12 protein-coding genes are annotated in these 21,600 nt (G+C 68.8%); 4 read left to right on the top strand and 8 right to left on the bottom strand.

Features of this window, described 5'->3' with window-relative positions:
- Nucleotides 1–5 precede the first annotated feature (5 nt).
- On the bottom strand, nt 6–1,964 hold the full coding sequence (locus E3U25_RS01585; protein ID WP_116221585.1) for a hypothetical protein: 1,959 nt from the start codon (nt 1,962–1,964) through the stop codon (nt 6–8).
- Nucleotides 1,965–2,279: 315 nt separating this feature from the next.
- Nucleotides 2,280–2,957 (bottom strand): thermonuclease family protein, encoded by a 678-nt coding sequence (locus E3U25_RS01580; RefSeq protein ID WP_116221583.1) that lies wholly within the window; start codon nt 2,955–2,957, stop codon nt 2,280–2,282.
- Between the two features lie 302 nt (nt 2,958–3,259).
- Here E3U25_RS01580 and E3U25_RS01575 point away from each other — a divergent pair, with 302 nt between their 5' ends.
- Genes E3U25_RS01575 through E3U25_RS01560 form a run of 4 tightly spaced genes read left to right on the top strand, consistent with a single transcriptional unit; the run spans nt 3,260 to nt 14,605 of the window.
- A complete protein-coding gene (locus tag E3U25_RS01575; RefSeq protein WP_244295080.1) occupies nt 3,260–6,253 on the top strand; it encodes a phospholipase D-like domain-containing protein in 2,994 nt (997 codons plus the stop codon).
- A complete protein-coding gene (locus E3U25_RS01570) occupies nt 6,250–8,817 on the top strand; it encodes a helicase-related protein (RefSeq protein ID WP_244295077.1) in 2,568 nt (855 codons plus the stop codon). The genes E3U25_RS01575 and E3U25_RS01570 overlap by 4 nt, the downstream gene beginning before the upstream one ends.
- Nucleotides 8,814–11,471: a PD-(D/E)XK nuclease family protein gene (locus E3U25_RS01565; RefSeq protein ID WP_116221582.1), complete on the top strand. Its 2,658-nt coding sequence runs from the start codon at nt 8,814–8,816 to the stop codon at nt 11,469–11,471. The genes E3U25_RS01570 and E3U25_RS01565 overlap by 4 nt, the downstream gene beginning before the upstream one ends.
- Nucleotides 11,468–14,605, top strand: a complete 3,138-nt coding sequence (locus tag E3U25_RS01560) for a UvrD-helicase domain-containing protein (RefSeq protein WP_116221581.1) — start codon at nt 11,468–11,470, stop codon at nt 14,603–14,605. Before E3U25_RS01565 ends, E3U25_RS01560 begins: the two co-directional genes overlap by 4 nt.
- Before the next feature lie 47 nt (nt 14,606–14,652).
- On the opposite strand, the gene E3U25_RS01555 is transcribed toward E3U25_RS01560, so the two are convergent.
- The 6 genes from E3U25_RS01555 to E3U25_RS01530 all read right to left on the bottom strand — a co-directional run bounded on the left by E3U25_RS01555 (nt 14,653) and on the right by E3U25_RS01530 (nt 21,116).
- The gene (locus tag E3U25_RS01555; RefSeq protein ID WP_166435469.1) at nt 14,653–15,693 is read right to left on the bottom strand and encodes a helix-turn-helix transcriptional regulator; all 1,041 of its coding nucleotides are present in this window, start codon (nt 15,691–15,693) and stop codon (nt 14,653–14,655) included.
- A gap of 31 nt (nt 15,694–15,724) precedes the next feature.
- Entirely contained in the window at nt 15,725–17,722 is a 1,998-nt protein-coding gene (locus E3U25_RS01550) for an AAA family ATPase (protein WP_166435468.1), read from the bottom strand.
- A 311-nt stretch (nt 17,723–18,033) separates the two neighbouring features.
- Entirely contained in the window at nt 18,034–18,978 is a 945-nt protein-coding gene (locus E3U25_RS01545; RefSeq protein ID WP_147304496.1) for a hypothetical protein, read from the bottom strand.
- A 41-nt stretch (nt 18,979–19,019) separates the two neighbouring features.
- Entirely contained in the window at nt 19,020–19,688 is a 669-nt protein-coding gene (locus E3U25_RS01540) for a hypothetical protein (RefSeq protein WP_116221578.1), read from the bottom strand.
- 39 nt (nt 19,689–19,727) lie between these two features.
- Complete coding sequence (locus E3U25_RS01535; RefSeq protein ID WP_116221577.1) at nt 19,728–20,363, bottom strand: hypothetical protein; 636 nt, start codon at nt 20,361–20,363, stop codon at nt 19,728–19,730.
- A gap of 87 nt (nt 20,364–20,450) precedes the next feature.
- The gene (locus E3U25_RS01530; RefSeq protein ID WP_166435467.1) at nt 20,451–21,116 is read right to left on the bottom strand and encodes a HEPN domain-containing protein; all 666 of its coding nucleotides are present in this window, start codon (nt 21,114–21,116) and stop codon (nt 20,451–20,453) included.
- Nucleotides 21,117–21,600: the final 484 nt, after the last annotated feature.

Genomic DNA, 21,600 nt, shown 5'->3' with positions numbered 1-21,600 from the left:
TCCTGTCATTTCATCAATTCGTCGATCCAGGCGGGCAGGATCTGCCGCGCCTCGCCAGGCATAGCCTGCGATGGGGGCGGAGCGGACTCATCCGGCAGCAGCCGCGCCTCGACCGCCTCTGGCACCGCGCCCTTCTCGGCAAAGAGCGCGGCCGGACCGCCCGCCTTCAGGTCCAGCGCCACATCGGCCTGGGGTGGCTGCGCAGCCTCGCGCAGCCCCGGAGCCTCGACCGGTGTCCCGGCCGTGTCATCGGAAAGTGGCGGCGAAATCCGCAATTCCTGATCCGCTTCGCCTTCGGGCTCTTCGGTCCAAGTGATCCGGCCGCCCTCGGGCAACTGATCGACATGCTCGCGCATAGCGCCCGAAGCGTCGCCGGCGACCTCATCGGCCGGCACAGCATCCGAAGACGCGCCCTCCCGGCCCGGCTCGACCGGCACAGTCGCATCCGCAGCAGATGTATCCTCGGGCCCGGCGCCAGCACGCTCGGTCGCGCCCGGATCGCTGCCGGCCTGTGTGCCCTGCGTCGGCGCCGAATCGCCAGAGCGGCTCGGTTCCGGCCGGCCGCCTTCGCCCGCAGCACTGTCAGCCGGCGCAGCCTTCGCGCCGCCCGCTTCCCGGGATGCTGCATCGCCCCCGCCTGCGTCAGCGGTTTGGCCGTCGCCGGGGTCCTGACCCTCTTCACCTGCGCCGGGCTTGCCACGGCCGGCGGCATCGGATGCAGCCTCCGCACCTTGCTGACCTTGCTCAGCCGCATCCTTGCCGGCCTGGGCGCCGCCCTCGCCCGCCTGGCCCTGCTGATCCGCAGCTTCCTGCCCCGGGCCGCTGCCGTCCAAGGCTTCGCTTGGGGCTCCACCCGCGCCAGAGGCCGGGCCTGCGCCGGGCTGCTGGCCCGACCCTTCGCCATCCGCGCCCGGCTGTTTGCCATCGGCGCCGCCGGCCGCATCCGACGCGGCATTCCCGCCTTGCTGTGCCGCATCCTCGCCGGCCTGGGCTCCGCCTTGGTCGGGCTGGCCCTCATCCGCCGGTGCCTGCCCGCCTTGTCCCTTGCCAGTGGCACTCTCGCCGGATGTCGGGTCACCCCCCTGCTGTCCAGCAGAGAAATCGCCGGCACCGGCAGCCCGCTCGCCGGATGCGCCCGACGGGCCTGGCCCGGCCTCATTGCCACTCTGGTCCCGACCCCCAGCCGGCGTGTCAGGATCTTGCGGTGACTCGTCGGGCGGGGACTGCAAGGCCGGCAGCTCCAGTTCATTCAGCGCCGGGATTCGCAAAAGATCGCGCGGCAACAACAGCACCGCCGCCAGGGCGAGGATTGCCGCCAGCGCCATGGCCGCGCCGCCGACGCGCCCGCCGGCAAGCATCAGGCGAAGCTCGGAGCCGACGGATTTCGGCACCAGCCGGACCGGAACGAACATGGCGTGCGGGCTGTATTGCGCCAATACGATCTGGCGAACCTCCTGCGGCAGATCCGAGCGCAATGCGGCGGCCCGGCGCAGCACCGCCACCCGCCCATCCAAGGTCCAGCCGGCGCGAAACCGCGCCCATGCGTCGGCCGAGCCTGTCATGTCCAGAACCACCTCGTCCGGTATGAGCGCGTCGAAAAACCACCCGCCCCCGGTCCGATAGCCGACCGCACCGCAAAACCTCAGCAAGACCACGGCCAGAAGCGCCGCGGCGATCGGTGCCGCGATGACACGGCCCGGAAAGGCTGCCGCAATGACGCAAGCCATGACCGCCGGCCCCAGGCAGATCACCGCCATTCGAAAAGACAATGCGGCCCGGGCGCATGGGTCGAGACGTTCGAGAAAGCTTTCCGTGTCCAGCCGCCCCTGGGCATAGGCCGCGACGATCCGCTTCGCAGCGCCAGCCCGAAAGGCCGAGACCAGGCAGATCACGCCCGCCGCCACCCCGATCAGCATGGGGATCACGATCCCGCCGGCACCGTTCGCCCAGACGACCGTCGCCATCGCGGCCGCAAGGGACGCCGATACCGCCAGCAATACCAAGTCGGACAAGAGCCGGAAGTTTGACGATCCCTGGAGAAGCCTGTTCCGTATCACCGATAACAATGTCGTTGCATCCGAATTGCAGCATGTGAGGACCACCGGGGCGACGGCGGGCCACTTCCCTTGTCTAATCGGCCCGATCTGCGAGTGATAGCAGAAATCTCGCTGATTTCCGTGGATTGTCGGCGCGCTGGTCGTCGCCGATGATGCCGTCGGCTGTTGCCGGCGCCGAACGGGGGACCGGGCTGGTGCCATGCGTGACGCCGCTCGGCGCGGTCAGCAGATGCTTTCGCATGGCACTCCGTCCCCGTCCCGGTCCAGCTTTCCGCCCCAGCCGCAGTTCTGCAGATACCAGACCGCCTCGTCGCAGCTGTTGATCGCCTTGCAGGTCCTGCGCGGATCGCAGGAATAGGACCGCGCGCTCAGCAGCAGGCGCTGGATGGGCGGGGGCAAGGCGCTGCCGGCGTCACGGCGGGCCTGCCGCCAGTCCCATGGCATCTCGAACGCGGCGGACCATATGCCTCGCCGAGCGGCCCGGGCCAGATCCTCGTCATGTGAATAATCGTCAGAATAGCGGACATAGGCCACCGCCCATCCGTCATGCACCATCCAGCGGTTCAGGTTCTCGCGCCCCATGAAACACTCGGCCACGGTCCGGCCATAGCGGTCGATGTCGGTCGGGACGCAGTCCACCGTGCCGCGGCCGATCCGGTTCGACAACGCCAGTGCCGCCTGCTGGCCGCAGCGCCATGGCTTGCCCTGCGGGTCGATGCAGGACTGCCCGCTTTCCGGGGCGTCGATGCCGTGAAGCCGGATGCGGATATCGTGGATCTCGACCGTATCGCCGTCGATCACCGAGGCCACGCCCCGGATGACGGGCTCTTGCCCCTCTGTCGGGATGGCGGGCGAAGCACTGGCAAGAAAAGCTGCGAGAAGTGCGGGAAACGATCTCATGGTTAAGCCTCGGTTACTTTTCAGACAGTAACCGGAGGCGCGCCGGGGGCGAAAGATCGCTCCGGGCAAAAATACGAACAATTTGTTAACAAACTTAACGGACCGCCAGGAACGCGGGGATTTCACGCCCGCGCGCCGGGCCGCCCGCAGGCCCGACCGATCAGGACCGGCGGCGCTTTCACCAAATTTAGCGAAATATTTCCTTTCCTTATGGACTTTCCCGCGCGCCGCCCAAAACATGCGTCCTGATTTGACGTGACGGTCTTTCATACAGGACCGGAGTGGTCGGACAGGAGCAATTGATGCCTTGGGGAATACTGGCGCCGGATACGGTGATTTCGCAGCGCCGGCAGCAGAATCTGGGCCTTGCCGCAGCGGTGCGGCATTTCAACGACAGGGCCGTGCCCGGGCTGGGCGGCATGTGGTTTCCGATGCCGCTGCTCTGGTCGGTGCTGGCGGTCTCGATCGCCGAAGAGCTGGCGCGGCCGGCCCTGCCCGTCGGCAATGCGGTCGAGGCGCTGATGATGCGCGCGGCCAAGGACGGGCCGGCCGACCGCCGGGTCCGTGGCGCCCGCAAGATGCACGGCCTGAGCGACTGGAGCTTTCAGAACCTGACCCGCCGCGGCACCTATGTCGTGCAGCCGATCCGCATGGCGATGGTGCAGCCGCTGGTCGCCCTGGGCTTCGTTCGGGGCAGCCGCTATGGCGCCTTTCGCATCCATGACGCCGGTCGGCAGATGCTGGCCCTGCCGGTGATCAAGGAATGCCACGCCCTGCTTGCCGGTTGGGCACGCGGCGACAGGCCCCACGGCCTCGCGGATCTCAGCAAGCGGCTTTCGCCCGTTGCACCGGTCCCCGAAGAGGTCCGCAAGCTGATCCGAGCGCGCCTGCTGGATGGAGATGATTCAGGCGCCACGCGCCGCCGCAATCTGGTCGCCCTCGGCACTGGCCCCAGCACCGCGCAGCTTGGCAGCCCCGACCCGTTGCCGGGGATCGACCCCGCGCATTGGATCGACCTGCGTGCTGGCGCCGCCTTCATCGACCTTCGCGACGCCGCGCTGAAGGTGCTGGCCCGCATCGAGCAGGTCCTGCTGCAAAGACGAGACGCCAGCCGGCCCGCGCGCCTGTCGCCGCAGGAGGCCGAGCGGGAGACCGGAACCCAGCTCGAGGAACTGCGCCGCATCGCCGGGGCCTTCGGCGCACGCATCGACGCAGCGGCCGAGCCTGTCAGCCGCGCCTTTCTGGCGCAGATCCTAACGCTTTCGCCGGAGCGCCTGCTGCAGGTCCTGGCCGAGCGCGACGGCACGGTCGTCATCCGGCGCGGCGATCATCTGGCCCTCGGCCCGGCAGCGGGCGACCCCGTCGCGGACGATGATGCCGATGCCGGCAGCCAACCGGTCAATGACGCGGCCTTCGCGCCGCAATTGTTCCGGCTCTACAACCTGCATTGCCTCGCCACCGCTGCAGGGGCAGGTCAATCCCGGATGCCGCGATGCCATGGCGCAGGAGACCGCCTGATGCACACGACGCTCTACACCCTGTTCATGCCGCCCGAGGGCTGTTTCGGCGATTTCGGCCTGTTCTGCGGCTTCACCGCAACGCCGCAGGTTCTGGGCCAGATCCGGCGCAGTTTTACCGGAGAAATGGCGCGCCCGGTGCTGGCCGCCTTCATCCATCCGACGGTGAATGCCGTTTCCGACATTCCCGGCCTGGCATGGATGTGGATGCGCAAAGACGGCTATAACCTGCTGCATGCCAAGGTGGCGCTGCTGGGCTTTCGCAGGCAGGGCGGCGACGGCTATGTCATCCGCCTGGCCGTCAGCACCGGGAACTGGACGCAGGATCCGCTGACCGATAGCATCGACCTGTTCTGGTCGGTCGACGTCGACAGCACCGCAGCCGATCCCCAGGACGTGGCCGATCTGCACGCCGCCTGGGCGATGTTCGACTGGCTGCGCGCGCGCGCCGATTGCAGCCTCGTCGAGCGGGACTATGACGGGGAACGCCCCGATGACAGGCTGCGCAGCGCCCTTGCCAGCCTGCCGCCGACAAGGCGGACGCCCCGCTTCATCGACAGCCGGGCGCAGGCGCTGAACGCCCAGGTCGTCGAGCGTCTGGGCTCGGCGAGCAAGGCGGATCGGCTGATCCTTGGCTCGGGCTATTTCGAGGCCGAGGGCGAGGACGGCGGCGTCCCCGAGCGGCTGCGCATGGCGCTGCTGCAACGGAAGCTGCTGCGCCAGGATGCCCGGCTTGACCTGTTCCTGAACCCGCAATCCTGCCAGGGTCTGGCGCCCCGCGCGCAGGTGCTGGAGAATGCAGGCTGGACGATGCGCCGTGCGATGTCCGACCTGCATGGCCCCGATGCCAGGCTGCACGCGAAATTCGCGCTGCTGGCCCGCGGCGACAGGCAGGCGTCCGGGCGGATCTATCTGGGCTCGGGCAATCTCAGCCGCGCAGGCTTCGAGACCGCCGCCAATGCCGGCGGCAATCTCGAGGCCGGGGTGGTCGTCGATCTGCCGGAAGGTCTGGATTGGCACGGCCGCAAGGGTATTCGCCGCCTGCTGCCGATCCAGTTCGACGACACGGTCGCCCCCTCCGCGCTGCAGGCCGGCGAGGATTTCACCCGGCCCGAGGAACCCGACTCGCCGCCGCCGGTGTCCTGGCTGATCTGGCATCAGGGGATGCTGTCGGCCCCCGGCGATCTGGCGGTGGCGGTGCTGGGTCCCGACGGCGCGGATCTTGCCACCCCCTGCCCCTGGCCGGCACCGGCCCCGGCCATCATCACGCTTGCCCAAGGCGGCTGGCGGCTTCAGGTCATCGCCGAGGGCGTGCTGGTCATCCCGCCGCCGCCCGAGATGACGGTCGAGGATGTGCTGGCCGGCCTTGGCAGTTTTCCCGAGCCGCCCGACCGCGATCGCCCCGAGGATGGGCCGGAAGGTGGCGAGGCCATGGCCGATGCGGCGGATGCGCCCGGCGCGCCGCCCGCGACCTATGCCATCCGCCGCATGATGGGCCTGCTGGTGCGCCTGGGCGAAACCCAGGCCGGCATCGACCCCCGCGACTGGCAGCGCTGGTGCCGCGAATTGCGCCAGAACCTCTGCGCCATCGCCGCGCAGGAACAGGCGATGCTCGGCTTTTTCCGGAGCGCCGGGGCCAATCCTCTGCCGGTGCTGGCCGACCCGAGGCTGTGCCCCGACGGTGCCGACCTCGCCCTGCTGGACGCGGCCCTCGCCGCTGTGGCGGCCGCGTGGAACCTGGACGACTGCCCCTCCCTCTGGATCGAAGAGGCCGCATGATGATGGATTGGTCAAAAGTCGCCGCGACGCTGGAAAGCCATGCCCGCGCGGCGTCGGATCCGCTCGGCGAAGGACTGCTCGACGAAGGACAGCGCGCGACGCTTGTCGAACTGGCCCGCCGCATCCGCGCCGGTCAGCGCGCCGCGCTGCTGGCGGACGAGGTCGGCATGGGCAAGACGCGCATCGCCGTCGCGCTGATCGAAGCCGTGCGCCGCGCCGGCGGCCGCAGCGCCATCGTCCTGCCCGCCGGGCTGGGCGCGCAATGGCAGGCCGAGCTGCGCCGCTTCAATCCCGACGACCGGACCCTGCTGCCGCTGCGCAGCTATGAAGGGTTCATCAACGGTTTCGTCGAGGAAAACGACGCCGAAGGCAGCGACCGGCGCAAGCGCAGCCATCGCGAATGGCTGCTCGACCGCCGCCAGCAGCGCGAATTGCCCGCGCAGGGCTGGGCGGCCGAGCCGATCCTGATGATCTCGCACAGCTTTGCCGCGATGCGCTTTCCAAGCAGGGGCGATGGACCGGCCGGAGGCTGGCGGCGCGAGCTTTTGCCGAATGTGGCGCGCCTTGTCGCGGGGCGGGGGCGGAATTTCATCCGGGACAGCTTCCACCAGGGCGAGGTCGGGCATGTCTATGCCAGCCGCCGCGCCGCCCACAGCATCGCCACGACCATCCTGCAACACGATCTGCCGCACGATCTGGCCGGGGATCAGAAATGGCTGCCGTCGGACGCGTATCGGCAAAAGATCCTGCCGCTGATCGGCTATGGCCTCGGCCAGTTCGACCTTGTCGTGGTGGACGAGGCGCATAAGGCGCGCGGCAGCGATTCCAGCCTGTCGCGCATTCTCGGCCCGGTCAGCTGGGAAGGCCCGGACCCGTTCCGCCTAGGCATGACCGCCACGCCGGTGGAACTCGACTCGCAGCAATGGATCGACACGCTGGGCCGGATCAGCGGCCGGGACGATGGCGAGGACATGGCGGCGCTTGACGCGCTGCTGGAGTGGATCGGCGGCTATGTCGGCAAGGTGCAACGCCTGCAGATCGAAGAGCTGGACGACCCGCTGACCTCGGGCTTCGAGGCGGCCGCCGCGCGCTTTCGCGACGGCTTGCGCCCCTATGTCCTGCGCCGCGACAAGCGGCACGATCCCGAGTTCCGCGCCTTTCAGGACCGTCATGGCGACTACCGCAATGTCTGTGATCTGGCGGTGACCCCGGACAGCCAGGGCTTCACCCGCGACTGGCTGCGCCGCTTCTGCGCGGCCGAGGCGCTGTCGCTGCTGCCGCAGGACGATCCGCGCGTCAAGCGGGCGCGGCTGTCGGTGGCGCAGGGCTATGGTTTCGGCATGACCACGGATGACGAGGCCGAAGCCGCGGCGCAGACCGCCCAGGCGCAGGGCCCGCATTCGGTCTGGCTTGATGCCTTCACCCGCGCGCCGGCCGATCTTTACAGCCACCCCGCCCTTCTGGCCGCCGCGCGGCTGATCGAGGGTTACGCGGCCAAGGGCGAAAAGGTGCTGGTCTTCGGTCGCTTCCTCAAGCCGATGGAGGCGCTGACCCGGCTGCTCGACGCGCGCGAGATGCTGCGCAGGCTGCGGGACGGGCAGCACTGGCCGGCCACCTCGGTCCGCAAGGAGAGCCGCGCGGCCGTGCGCGCCGCCGCGCGCGACCCGGATCTGGGCGCGCCGCCGGGCGGGATGGACGAAATCGACCGGATGCTGGCCGAGCGTTACCGCGAATGGTCCAGCGCCCGCAGCACCGAACTGGCGCGCCTGCACCGCGAGATCGAGGCCATGGCGCAGGGCGATGCCACCGCTGCCCTGCTGGTGCGGTTCCTGCAACGCGAACCGGGCGAATTGCACGGCGACATCGCGGCGCTGCTCGAAGCACTGGACACGCGCAGGCCCGATCCCGCCACGCCCTGGACCGGCACCGAAATGCTGGCGCTGTTCCGCGCCCTGCTGTCCGAGCTTGCCGGCGAGGACGAGGACGACAGCACCGAGACGCTGCAATCGCGCCTGTCCGCGCATCTTGCGGATTACTCGGGGCGCGAGGGCAATTTCGCCCGCATGATGTCGGGTAGCACCGCGCCGCAGACGCGCCGGCTGCTGCAGGCCGCCTTCAACCGCCCGGCCAGCTGGCCGATGGTGCTGCTGGCGCAATCCCGCGTCGGGCGCGAGGGGCTGAACCTGCACGAGGCCTGCCGCACCGTCGTCCTGCTGCATGCCGAATGGAACCCCGGCATCGTCGAGCAGCAGATCGGCCGCGTCGATCGCAAGAACAGCCGCTGGCTGAGGGATCTGCGCGCCTGGCAGCAAGGCGGCTGCGTCGATGACCCGCCGCGGATCCGCATCCATCCGGTCGTGGTCAGCGGCACTTATGACGATCACAACTGGCAGGTGCTGAAAACGCGCTGGCTGGAGCTGCGCGCGCAGCTGCACGGCGACGTGCTGCCGCATGTGGCCGGTGGCCCGGCGCCCTCGCCCGAAAAGCAGGCGCTGATCGACCGCATCCACCGCGCGACGCCGAATTTCGCGCCGCCCGGCCTGGCAACAAGGACCGGCCAATGATCGAGCATCTGCTGACCGCGCATCCCATCACCGGCGCGATCCGGACGCTGACCCCGGGCCTTTTGCACGAGGCGCTGCTGCTGCCGCGCCCCCGCCCCTTCGATCCGATGCCGGCGCTGGTGGCCCGGACCGATGCGCCCTGGGCCGAGAGCCTTGCCCTGGCTCCGGCCGAGACGGCGGCCGGCATATGTGCCGAACTGACCGGCCTGATCCTGGCCGCGCCCGAGATGCGGCCGGAGGGCATCGACCTGTCGCGGATGCCCGAAAGCCGGGCCCGGCGGCACCTTGCGGCGCTTCTCGATCTGTGGCGCGCGCTGGACGGTGCCCTGCCCGAAGGTCTGGAGACCATCCGCCGCGTGATCGCCGGCGAAGGCGTGCCGCTGGAGCCGCTGCCGCTGCTGGACCTGCCGCTGCCCGAAGATGCCCCGGCCGCGATCCATTCATTGCGGGCGGCGCTGGTCGCCCGTTTCGGACTGGCCCCGGCGGCGGCCTTGCAGGCATGGCAGGCCGAGCAGGCCAGGCTGACGGATGGTGCGCCGCCGGGCTGCAGCCTGGCGCATGCCCAGCGCCACCTGCTGAACGCGGTGCCGCCCGTGCCGCAGGACGACAGCCTGACCATCCGGGGTCTGCGCGACCTTGTCGAAGAGACCGAGGCCTGCGCCGCCATGGTGCAGAAGCTGATCTCGCAGGGTGCGCGCCCGCAGGACATCGCCCTGCTGGTCCCCGAGGCGTCCGCTTATCACCGCCATCTCGCCCGCGCCTTTTCCCGCACCGGCGTGCCGCTGTCGGGCCTGCCGCAACCCGCGCCGGAGCGGGATCTGGCAGGCGAGGCGCTGACGCATCTGCTCTCGGCGCTGCAAACCCCGGCGCCGGCGATGGCCATGGCCAGCCTCTATGCGTTGCCCGGTATGCCCTGGCCGGCCGAAACCGGCACCGCCCTGGCCCGCGAGGCGCTGGACGGGCGCGCGCAACCCCACTGGGCCGCCGCCGCCGAGGGACCGCTGGCCGAGATCACCGGGCTGATCGCCCGCCCGCGCCCCGCCGATGGCGAGGAATTGCGCCGGCGGCTCGACCGCTTTGCCGCATTGCTGCCGGAGACGGGGCTGCGCCACGGCCTGCAAACGCGGCTGAACCTGCTGCGCCCGTTCCTGCGCAGCGCCACGGCACCCGACTGGGCGCTGCTGACCGCGCTGGCCGCTCCGCGCCCGCCCGAACCGCCCGCCCCCCTGCGGATCGTCGAGGGCGTCAGCATCATCCGCGAGGGCGAGCCGCCCTGGCGCCCGGCCCGCATCCTGATGGTGCTGGGGGTCAACGACGGCCGCTATCCGCGCCCGCCGGCCAATTCCGCGATGTTCATGGACTCGGAACGCGAGACCACCGCCCGGGCCACCGGCTTGCGGCTGGAGGGACGCTCGGAGCGGCTGGCGCGCGATCTCGCGCTGTTCCGACGCCAGATCGCCTTGCCCTCGCAGCGGCTGGTGCTGTTCTGCCCGCGGCAGGGGCTGGATGGCTCGCCGCTGATGCCTGGCCCGGCGCTGGCGCTGATCGCCCGCTGCGTCGCCGACCCCGCCGACCCCGGCCGGCCGGTCGCCGAGCCCGGGAGCCTGATCCGCGACCTGCGCCACGACCCCGCCGCATATCGGCTCTGCGCCACCGAGGCGGCGGCACCGGCGCCGCCCCGGCCCGCCCTGCCGGCCGAGGGGATGGTGCAGTTGGGTGGCGACCTGCTGATGCTGCGCCGGACCGAGGACGGGACCGCCGCGCCGCAATCGCCCAGCCGGCTGGAAACGCTGCTGGTCAGCCCGCTGGCCTGGCTTCTGGAGCAGGCCGGCGCCGGGCCGGTGGAGTGGCTGCCACAGGAATGGGACATCATGACCGCCGGCACCCTGGCCCATGACGTGCTGGAACACCTGTTCCGTCCCGGCGAACCCATGCCATCCGACAGCGAGATCGCCGAGCGCACCCCCGCCATCATCGCCGAGGCCATCCGCCGCAAGGCGCCCTTCGCCCAGGGCGCGCTTTGGGCGGTCGAGCGGGACAGCCTGACGCGCGAGGCGGTGCTTGCCGCCCGCAACTGGGCCGCCGCTCTGCGCGCCATGCAGGCCGAGGTCGTCGCCAACGAGGTCGGCGTGCGCGGCCAATGGCACGGCATCGCGCTGCGCGGCTTCGCCGACAGCGTGCTGCGGCTGCCGGGCGGCGACCTGCTGATCGTCGATCACAAGAAATCCCGCACCGGCCAGCGGCAGGACCGCATGCAGGCCGGCTGGGATCTGCAGACCGAGCTTTACCGCGCCATGCTGCGCAATCCCGCGCCGCTGCCCGAGGGTGCGCCGCCCGGTCCGTTGGCCGGCACGAACGGCCGCATCGGCGTCGCCTATCACCTGCTCAACGACTCCGGCATCCTGTGCCACGGCATCGAGATCACGGCCGAGGGCGTGACCCCGATCACCGCCGACATCTCGGTCAACGCGCTGGAGATGCTCAGGGAAAGGCTGGCCGACGTGGGGTCGGGACGCATCCGGCTGAACAGCGACGAGGACGCCGATTTCTTCAGCAAGACCTGCAAATTCACCCCCTATGCGCTGGAGGCGAGCCCGCTTATCGCCGCCTTCACCATCGGGGCCGGTGCCGCCGATGACGAGGACGCGGAATGAACCAGAGCCTGAAGATTCTTCCCGCCGGCGCCGGCTCGGGCAAGACCTATCGCATCAAGACCGACCTGGCCGACTGGGTGGAACGGGGGCTGGTGCGCCCCGAACGCATCCTGGCCGTGACCTTCACCGAGGCGGCGGCCGGCGAATTGCGCGACCGCATCCGCTTCACCCTGATGGCCGCCGGCAAGGTCGAGGCCGCCATGGCGGTCGAGCGCGCCTATGTCTCGACCATCCACGGGCTGGGGCTGCGGCTGCTGGGCGAACACGCCTTTGCCGCCGGCAGCTCGGTCAGTCCGCGCCACCTGTCGGACCCGGAACGCGACGTGATGATCCGGCAATGCATCGCGCGCTGCCGGGTGCTGGATCAGGTCCGCGGCGACCTGCCGCGCTTTGGCTATCGCTTCGACTTCAACAGCAAGACCTCGGCCGAGTATGCGTTCCGCGCCCGGCTGTTCGGCGTGATAGACCTGCTGCGCAGCCTGGGCGACCGGGGCACCGCGCCGGGCCTTGCCGATGAGCTGGCCCGGGCGACCCGCAGCCTTTACGGCAAGGTGGACCGCGACGGCGCCCCGCTTGGGACCAGGCTGCGCGACGCGGTGCAGGCGATGCTGCGCGCCTTCCCCTCGGGCTGCACCGATCTGGATTTCAACGCCTCGGCCAACAAGGACTTTGCCCGCGACCTGCGGAACCTGCGCCGCGCGCTGAACTCGGATGCGCTGGCATGGGACTGGCCATTGTGGCAGCAGCTGCGCGGATTGCGGCAATCCAAACGCGGTGCCGCGACGCCCGCAGGGTATGACAGCGCCGCCCAGGCGGTTATGGATGCCGCCGAGGGCCTGCTGCGCCATCCCGGCCCGCTGGCCGATATCTGCGACCATGCCTCGGCCCTGATCCGGGGCGCGCAAGAGATCATGGCCGAGTTCGCGGCGGCCAAGCGCGCGGCGGGGGTGATCGACTTTGCCGACATGATCGTCGATGCCGAACGCTTGCTGCGCACCCGCCCCGAGGTGCTGGATGCCGTTCTGGCCGAGATCGACTGCGTGATCGTGGACGAATTCCAGGACACCAACCCGGTGCAATTCGCCCTGCTGTGGCGGCTGGCGCAGCGCGCGCCGCGCGTGGCGCTGGTCGGCGACATCAAGCAGTCGATCATGGGTTTTCAGGGCGCCGATCCCCGGCTGACCGAGGCGCTGGTCGATCAGCATCCGGACCGGGTCGAGGCGCTGGACCGCAACTGGCGCAGCGACCCGCGCATCATGGCTTTCGTCAACGCGCTTGGCCGCAAGGCTTTCGGGCCGGGCTATACCGCCTTGACCCCGCAGCGCGACGAGACCGGCCAGACCCCGGCCGTCGAGGTTCTGCGCCTGCAAAGCGGTCCGAAAGCGCGCGGCGGCAAGGCCAGGCCCTGGCAGCATGTCGCAACCCATATCCGCGACGTGCTGGCCGAAGGGGCGCAGATCGTCGATCGCCACTCGGGGCAGTTGCGGGCGATGCGGCCGGCCGATGTGGCGGTGCTCTGCCGCTCGCATGCGCAGGCGGCGCGCCAGGCGACGGCCCTGCGGCAGCTGAATGTGCCGGTGCGGATCGCCGAGGGTGGCTGGCTGCAATCGGCGGTGGTGCAGGCGGCGCTGAACGCGGCCTGTTTCGCCTTCGATCCGGACGATCTGCATTCCGGGCTGGCGTTGCTGACGCTGGGCCCGCCGGCGCAGCCGCTGGAACAGGCGCTGGCGCTGCTGCTGGCCGGCGACCTGGCGCGGCATCCGCTGCTGGCGGCCCTGGCGGGTTTGCGCGATCTGGCACGCGCCGCGCCGCTGGACCTGGTCATGGACCGGGTGATCCAGGCCGCCGGCCTGCGCGATTGGGCCGAGGGCCAACCCGATCCCGCCCAGTCCCGCGCCGATCTGTTGCGGCTTGAATCCGAGGTTTCGGCGTTTCTCGACGCGCATCGCGACATGAAGGTTGCGGCAGGGTTTCATGGCGAAACGGCGCCGGTGTTCCGCGGCTGGCTGTCGCAGGAATCCGGCAGCCGCGACTTCGACCGCCATCCCGATCCTGGGGCCGGCACCGAGGGGGTCGAGATCGTCACCTGGCACGCCTCGAAAGGGCGCGAGTGGAACTGGACCATCGTCACCGGGCTGGACGGCGACATCCGCAACCGGCCCGGCACCATGTGCGCGGCCTTTCCCGATTTCGACGATCTGGCCGAGGTGCTGACCCGTGCCGGACTGCACCTGCTGCCCGAAACTCCGGTCCCGGAAAAGCAGGAGGCGATGATCGAGGCCGACCGCGACAGCTTCGAAAAGGACGCGCACCGGCTGATCTATGTCGCCACCACCCGCGCCCGCGACCGGCTGACGCTGGCCTGGCCCGAATATGTGTTTGCCAAGCTGGACGGCTCGGAGCCTCCTGCCACCTATGCCGCGCTGATCCGGCGCGATGCGGGGATGGCGATGACCGCCACCTCGCTGACGCTGGGCGACGAAACCCTGCCCGCACAGGTGATCCTGTGTCCCGACACGGCGCTTGACGGGTTCGGAGACATCACCCCTGGCGACTGGTGGCGCTGGGGCACGCCAGACGCGGCGCCTGTCACGGCCGGGCGGCCATGGCGGCAGCTGCCCTCGGCGCTGACCACGGCCGCCGTGCCGCATGGTCCCTTGCACCACGTCACCGGCCTGCCGCGCGTGGCGGTCGGCAGCGGTTTCGCCAGCGTAGCGGATCGCGGCACGGCGCTGCATCTGGCGATGCGCGCCGCTCTGGTCGCGCCGGACAATCAGGATGCCGTCGCCGCCGCCACCGGGCTGACGCCGGACGAGGTCGCCGCCGTCGCAGCCCAGGCCGGGGCGCTGCGCGACTGGCTGCGCGGGCTGGGCTTCGACCGGCTGCACAGCGAACTGCCGCTGCATCTGCGCGATGATGCCGGCGCCGGCATGAATGGCACCATCGACCTGCTGGCCGAAGGTCCGGCCGGTCGCATGATCGTGGATTACAAGAGCGGCCCGGCCCCGGACCCGGATGGCCGCTTTGCGCTCTATTGGCCGCAGCTTGCCGCCTATGCCGAGGCAAGCCGCGCGGATCAGGTCGCCATTCTGTGGTTCGAGACGGGCACGGTCACCCATGCCGCGACCGGCTGACGGCGCGGATCGTTCGGACAGTCGCGAGTGTCGCCGCCGATGTCCGGTCAGGAGCGGCTTTTGCCCGTGAGCTTGCCCTGGCCGCCGCCCTGTCCGCCGTCCAGGGCCGCCTCGGCGGCGGCCAGCATCTCCGCGTAGCGCTCGCGCAGCGCATCGGGCGCGACCACCCGCACCGCATCGCCCCAGCGGAACAGGTGCCAGCCCATCTCATCCAGGCCGCTGGCGGTGAAGCGCACCGTCACGCTGCCGTCGGTCTCATCTGTCAGGCGCTGGTCGGGATGAAAGCGGAACTGCCGCACATCCGCCGCGACATGCGCGGCAAAGCGCCATTCGACCGCCTGCGGCTGATCGCGCCAGGTTCCGAAGGAACGCGCCAGCCAGCGCGACAGATCGAAGCCCTCGGGCCGTTCATAGGCCTCGGACAGCACGCGCGCGCCGCGCAGCCGCGCAAGCCGGAACAGCTGCACCTGCTGGCGATAATCGCTGAAACCGACCAGATACTGCCGCCCCTCGCCCAGCAGAAAGGCGATCGGCCCGACCCGGTTGCGCCAGGACATCCGTCCGGCATCGGTCTGCATGTCCAGCTCGACCCAGCAACCGCCCAGGATCGCCTCGCGCAGGCAACCGACGACCTCGGCGTCCAGAACCTCGCGCGGCCCGGGGCGGTGGACGACGCCATCCGCTTCCAGAAGCGCCTCAAGGTCGATCTCGAAGCGGGCGCGCGACCGGCGCTCCAGCGCCGCACGCAGCCGGTCTGACAGGGTCGAGAGGCAGTCGGCCGTCCCGGCATCGCCGCTGGCCTCCAGCACCGCGACCGCCCGGTTCAGCGCCGCAAGATCCTCCAGCGTGGGTGCCAGGCTGCGGTTCAGCACCGGCGCCTCGAGCCGCCAGCGTTTCGAGGCGCCTTCGCGGACCTCTTCCAACTGCGGCAACGCGCGCAGCAGAACGTCGCGCATCCGTTCGGCCGCGCGGCGCTGGATGCCCGCGACCTCCTCGATATCGGCGATGCCGATACCGTCGCTGCGCCCTTCCAGCATGATGAGCAGGCGCAGCAGGTTTTCATATTGGGCATAGCGGGCGTCGGTCATGGCCGCAGGTTTCGTCGCCGCCAAGGGCTTGTCAATGCGTGACAAAGCCGATCTGCCGCATCGGCTCGCCCCGCGCGGCCAGCTCACGGCGCAATTCGCGCAACAGCCCCTCGGGCGAAGGATCGTCCAGCCAGTCGCGCCGGCCGGCCACGCAGGCGAAATCGCCCGGCACCAGCCCCTGCATGTGATCCAGCCCCGCAGGCGCCTGCGCCGCGAAGAACTGGCCGAACGCCCGCCGCGCCTGCGCCGCATCCAGCGGGCCGAACTGGATCTTCAGGCTGAAACGGCGCAGGCTGGCCGGGTCCAGCCGCTCGACCAGATTGGTGGTGCAGGCAAAGGGCAGCGGATGGTTTTCCATCCAGGTCAGCATCTCGTTGACCTGGCTGATTTCCCAGGAATGCCGCGCCCCGGTCCGGTCGCCTAGCAGCGAATCCGCCTCGTCGAAGATCAGGAAGCCGCGGGTATCGCGCGCCTCGGCAAAGGCCGTGGCGATGTTCTGCTCGGACCCGCCGACCCACATCGACAGCAGATCCGAGGCGCGCTTCTCGATCACCTCGAACCCCATCTCGGCCGCGAGATGCCGGGCGAAGGCCGATTTCCCGGTCCCCGGCAGGCCCGAGAGGCACAGCGACACCCGCCGGTCTCGGCCGCCGCGCAGCCGCCGCGTCAGTGCCGCGAGGTCGAGATCGGCCGCGCTCAACGCCGGGTCGAAATCGTCGCCGACGGGCTGCGGCCGCGGCGGCCGCCCTTCGACCAGCCGGCGCGAGGTGCTGAGCGCCTGTTCCAGCGCCGGCATGCCGCCCCCAGCCAGCGCGGCGCTGCGTAACGCGGTGGCCAGCACCGCCGGGGCGACCGGGTTCTGCCGCGCCAGCCGGTCCAGTTGCCCGGCCGGCAGGTCAAGCCCCTGCCCCGCCGCCAATCGCGTCAGCACACGGCTGCGCACCGGGGCGGCAGGCGGCCGCATCTCGATGGAAAAGCCGATGCGCCGCCGGATCGAGGCCGGGATGCCGCTGATATCATTGGTCGTCCACAGGATCGGCACCGGATTTTCCTCGAACAGGACGTTTTGATGCACCTTCGAGCCCTCGCTGCGCGAGAACGGATTGTAGGCGGGCATCAGATCCTCGATCTCGTCGAACAGGATCAGCGTATCGCCGGCGTCGCGGAACAGGGTCTGCGCCAGCCGCAGGTGGTTCAGACGCTCGCGGCGCGAGGGTTCGTCGCCGTCCTCGTCCTCGGTCATCACCATGCGCAGCGCGGCCCCCAGCTCGGCGGCGAGCAGGTGGCAAAGCTGGGTCTTGCCGGTGCCGGGCGGACCATAGAGCAGGATGTTCACCCCCTTGGCCCGTCCGGCCAGCGCGCCGCGCAGGATGTCGCGGGCGAAATCACGCGCAGCGGCGATGTGGTCGAAATCGGACCAGCTGGTATCGGGCGCACGGCCGGTCGGCACCAGCAGGTCGACCATGTCGCCTTCGGCGCTGACGACGCGGCGCAGCAGTCCGCTGATCTCGAAGCCGAGCCCGCGGTTCCCACCCAGAAAATCCGGCTCTAGGTCCAGAAGCCCGGTGCGGAACAGCCGTGATCGTGGACCCAGCGCGGCGCGGACCGCCTGCCGCTCCAACCCGCCCATCAGCGCGAGCGCCCTGTCGCGCGGCCATTCCAGTTCGTTCACCATCAGTTCGGCAAGGCCCTGCGACTGGCTGGATCGGGCCAGCCGGACGCCGAGATCCAGCAGGCTGGTCTCGGTTTCGTCCAGCCCGGCGCGGCGGGAAAAATCGCGCAGCCGGGCGACGAAGGGCGCAGGCGCGTCAGGCTTGCGCCGCGCCATGACCCTGGCCTTGCGGCACAGCTTGCGCCATTGGGCGGCTGTCGGCGGCTCGGACTTTTCGGTCTCGAACAGCCAAGCGATGTCATCCTCGCGGTTCAGAAAACGCGACACTTCACGCGCGGTGCGGGACGTGGCCGCAGTGCCGGCGATCAGCCGGTCGAGCGCGGGCCAGAACAGGTCGGGATGGTTGATCTCGTGCATGGTCACCTCTTGCATTGAGGCGATGTATAAGGGGGCCATACGTCGGATCAGGACGGGTATGGTCGGAGAAGGAAGCATGTGCCACCAAGATGGGCGACGAGGCGACCCGAGCTGCGCCGAAGCGCAGGATCGGCAACCTGCCGGCCGCGCTGCCGCGCATCAAGGAAGGTCCGTCGAACGAACGGCCGGATCGCATCGTCGCGGAAATGCGTATCGGCCTTGCACCAATGCGCCACGACACCGCTTGTTGCAGAGGAGACCAAGGCTGGTCCGCCCGGGTGCGCGGTGCGGCGCCGCGGCGACTGACGGGATCAGGCGGGCAGAAACAGCAGTTCGCGCTCGCGCTCCTGGCGCGCCTCGCGCAGATAGGCCAGGCCGCTGGTGCCTGTCGCGGACAGCGTGCGGGCAATCGAGATCTGTCCGACCAGCGATTCGACCCCGCCTCGCAATCCGTCGCTCAGCAGATGCGCCTGCTGCAGCGCCTTGCCATGCGCCGCCGGATCATGGCGCGCCACCAACCGGGCAAGCTGATCCGGGCTGACCATGTCCAGCAAGTCAATCTGCCCATCGACAAGCGAGAAGCCGTTGCTCTCGGCTGTTGCCAGGTTGTTACCGATGAACAGCGCCTGCAGGCTGGCCTCATGGCACAGCCGGATCGCAGCGGCCAGCATCCACAGGCGCTCGAGGTGATCGAGCGTCATGGAAGCGCGGCCATCCGTCTTGGCCTCACGCTGGAAATGCTTGCCCAGCCGGCTGGCGTGACGATCGAGCGCGATCTGCAAGGTATCCGCCGCGCGGCCAGGGCTCTCGCGTGTTGGCAGGCTATCGATATTGCGCAGGTCGGCGTGGATATCGGCCAGCGTGCTGCGGATGTCGTCGTCGCGCCGGTCTGTCGTGACCTGCCCGATGGCATCCTCGATCCGATCCAGATGCCTTTCCATGCCGCGCAGCCGCTTTTCCATCAACGCGAAGCCCGCAACCGACACGCCCAGGTTCAGCCCCGACAGTGCAAGCGTGCCGTATTGCAGGGTCTGCATCAGGGCCATGCCATCCTGAAGCTGGCGGATGCCGTGCTTGATCTGTTCGTTCTGAACGACGGAAACAGCGCCGAGCGGTGAGAAACCGCCTGACGACAGCCTCGTTACTCCGTCGAGCAGTTCCTGCATCACGCCAGTCTGCTGGACATGGCCGAGGACCTTACCGGTCAGGTTGTCCTTGACGATTGCCCCGACGAGCGATGCGCTGCCGTCAGCCATGCGCCCCTGCAGCAACGGAGGAATATTGTATAAAAGAACCATCACGCCTCCAATGCAGTTTGCGCGGCCTTCAAAACTGCCGCCTGGGTGTCGCTGACGACGCAGCGGTCCCAGGGATTGCGCCCGTCGCCGAAAATGGCGCTGCGGGCCTGCCGCTTGATCCGTTCGGCCAGATGGGTGCGGCCTCGTTGCTTCGCCTTTCCGATAGCGGCGGAGCCGGTCAGCGACATGACCGCCAGCACGGCACCACCCGCCAGCAACAGCGGCGAACTGGTTGTCGCAAGAAATCCGAAAACCGTGACAGTGGCAAATGACAGGACGGTTGGCATCGCAAGCACGGAGGCCGCAATCAGCCCCAGGCCGCCAACGGCGGGAAGCACGGTCCAGGCATGGGACGCAATGCCATCCTGGGGCAACAGCGCGATGACCTCGGCCAGATCATCTTGGGCGCGGACGGCGGCGATCTTGGTCTGCGCCTCGACCCAGGGGGCCAACAGCCTTCCCGTCGCGGCCGGAACATTGGAATGGGCGCGGGCCACGGCAAACAGAGACAGCTCCGCGACATGCCGGTCGATCGCCATCTCAAGCTCGGGCCAGGCGGCCGCGAACTGATCGGTGATCTGCTCGGTCTGGCTGTTGCGCCATGCGATCAGCCGCAAATGGCCCTGGATGACGGCGAATTTGCTGTCGAATTCGGATTGGTGAAGCATGTGGGACACTCATGAACGTAAAGAAATCCAAGCCTGGGATCACGCTTGCGGATCTGGGTTTATTGTCAACTTCTTTCCTCTGCGCGCCGGTTTGTCTACCTGAATGTCCACGGAAAACCCGGCAAAGGGCCAACGGAAACAATCCTCCGCTTCCTCGATCGCATTTTCGGCAACGATCAGGCGAAGTTTTCGCAGGCCTTGCAGATCTCCGATCGCGTTCTGGAAGGTGTCGACATCATTTTCGGAAAAATTCCGACCGCCGATGCTGATGGTAAGATCTTCGATCTTTGACAGGTGATACAGACCGGCCGCATCCTGCAAAGCGTCCGATGCAAGATGTGCCGCCTTGATGCGCCCTGCCCAACACCTTTCTTCAAGATCGGAGAGAAGAAGCCAAGGCTCCGCTCTGGAACTGCCCCGCCCGGGAGCCGGGGCCACCGTCACCTCGACTTCATATTCGGACAGACAATCCGCAAGATATCCGCACGGCTCGCCTTTCAGCGTGATCGCGGAAACGCATTCGGCGAAAAGCGCGGGGTCGTCGTAGTCAGGGACGGGCATGGTCGGTTGGCTCCTTTGATGGTGAAATTTGGCGGCGACGGCCGGCGACGGCGCAGGGCGGATCAGCAGGTCCTGCGAAGACCCTGCCCCGACAGAATCGAGAAGCGCCAGCAAATCGGACTGCCGCGCCTGTCCCGTGCAGAATGGGCACGGTTGTGCATCTTGTGGTTCAGGAAGGCTGCGGCGCCATCATGCAACCTCCTAGGCGACCACCGGATAGAACGGCCTGCCCCAACCGGTCGCGGGGTTGTCCATCATCAGATCCACGAAAACCGGCAACAGGAACCCTAGGATCGCCGCGCCGTCACGCACCTGCGCCCGGTTCACGCCGCTGTTCCAAGTGGCACCGCCATGCACCAGCTGATTGCGCAAGACATAGAGCCGGTCGAAGACGTAGCTCAGGACGCGGACACTGTCGCCCGCCTGGAATGCCTGAGCGAAGCTACGCGATGATGCTCTGAATTTTTCCTCCCAATCCTCGAACCCGTCAATCCCGTTGTGGTGCTGCCAGAACGGATTGAAGACATAGCGGTTTTCCATGAGTATCCGCACCGGACCCGTAAATCGCTGCCACAGTGCCTTGTCGATCCGTCGCTCCCCGTCGCGCGCTACCAGCCTGCGGAAATAATCGACGAAGGCAGCGCGTTCGCCGGGCGCGACCGACTGGAACTCCCGCTCATCGGCATAGGCAGCATTGAACGCGATCCAGAGGAAGATGAAGCGGGCGTCGTCATCTTCGCCGCAGGCTTCGGCACGACCGATCCAGCTGATAGCACGATGGACGCGCAGGCCCATGGTTTCGGGAAAGCCATTGCGGATGGCGCGCTGCTTGGTTTTCAGCGCTGCGTGGTCAAGAACATCCTGCATTCACAATCCCCTTTGAAATCCGGTCGCGGCAAGGTGTCGCAACCTGATATATCCCTCTGCCAAGGTCCGCACCCATCACGCGTGACCTGCCCTCGGAGGCTCTTTCGCTGACGATTTCCGTCGAGAACTGACCCGCCTTGAGATTATGCGAAGGGGGTTATGGCTCGGTCAAGACATTGCTGGTTTCCTTTTTCTTGCGCCGCGGCTTCCGTGCTGGCCTTGAATCGGAAGCTGCCGTCACCGGCTTCCGGGATGTGGCGGCGGTGGCTCTCCGCCTGTTCTTCCGGACGGTGTGGCCGTCGGCATACCCTGCCAAAGGTGGGTCAAATCTCAGGGCGCTCTGCTGCCAGGCGGGAAATCGTCATCGACCTCGACCCCCTCGCCGCCGCCAGCATGTCGCTAGAACTGACCCAAAGCGGAGTCGAATCCATGGGCCGGTCGCTACGCAAGCTGGGTGCGCGCATCTTGGCGCAGCATTAGCGGC

The sequence above is a fragment of the Paracoccus versutus genome (assembly GCF_029909795.1).
Classification (GTDB): Bacteria; Pseudomonadota; Alphaproteobacteria; order Rhodobacterales; family Rhodobacteraceae; genus Paracoccus; species Paracoccus versutus.
Note: the sequence above shows the minus strand (reverse complement) of the source record. Positions and strands in the feature narration are given on the sequence as shown.

Excerpts from the sequence above, each read along its gene's own strand:
- E3U25_RS01540 (WP_116221578.1), bottom strand. The coding sequence starts at position 19,688 with ATGCTTCACCAATCCGAATTCGACAGCAAATTCGCCGTCATCCAGGGC.
- E3U25_RS01550 (WP_166435468.1), bottom strand. The coding sequence starts at position 17,722 with ATGCACGAGATCAACCATCCCGACCTGTTCTGGCCCGCGCTCGACCGG.
- E3U25_RS01560 (WP_116221581.1), top strand. The coding sequence starts at position 11,468 with ATGAACCAGAGCCTGAAGATTCTTCCCGCCGGCGCCGGCTCGGGCAAG.
- E3U25_RS01570 (WP_244295077.1), top strand. The coding sequence starts at position 6,250 with ATGATGATGGATTGGTCAAAAGTCGCCGCGACGCTGGAAAGCCATGCC.
- E3U25_RS01555 (WP_166435469.1), bottom strand. The coding sequence starts at position 15,693 with ATGACCGACGCCCGCTATGCCCAATATGAAAACCTGCTGCGCCTGCTC.
- E3U25_RS01565 (WP_116221582.1), top strand. The coding sequence starts at position 8,814 with ATGATCGAGCATCTGCTGACCGCGCATCCCATCACCGGCGCGATCCGG.
- E3U25_RS01585 (WP_116221585.1), bottom strand. The coding sequence starts at position 1,964 with ATGGCGACGGTCGTCTGGGCGAACGGTGCCGGCGGGATCGTGATCCCC.
- E3U25_RS01575 (WP_244295080.1), top strand. The coding sequence starts at position 3,260 with ATGCCTTGGGGAATACTGGCGCCGGATACGGTGATTTCGCAGCGCCGG.
- E3U25_RS01530 (WP_166435467.1), bottom strand. The coding sequence starts at position 21,116 with ATGCAGGATGTTCTTGACCACGCAGCGCTGAAAACCAAGCAGCGCGCC.
- E3U25_RS01545 (WP_147304496.1), bottom strand. The coding sequence starts at position 18,978 with ATGGCTGACGGCAGCGCATCGCTCGTCGGGGCAATCGTCAAGGACAAC.
- E3U25_RS01580 (WP_116221583.1), bottom strand. The coding sequence starts at position 2,957 with ATGAGATCGTTTCCCGCACTTCTCGCAGCTTTTCTTGCCAGTGCTTCG.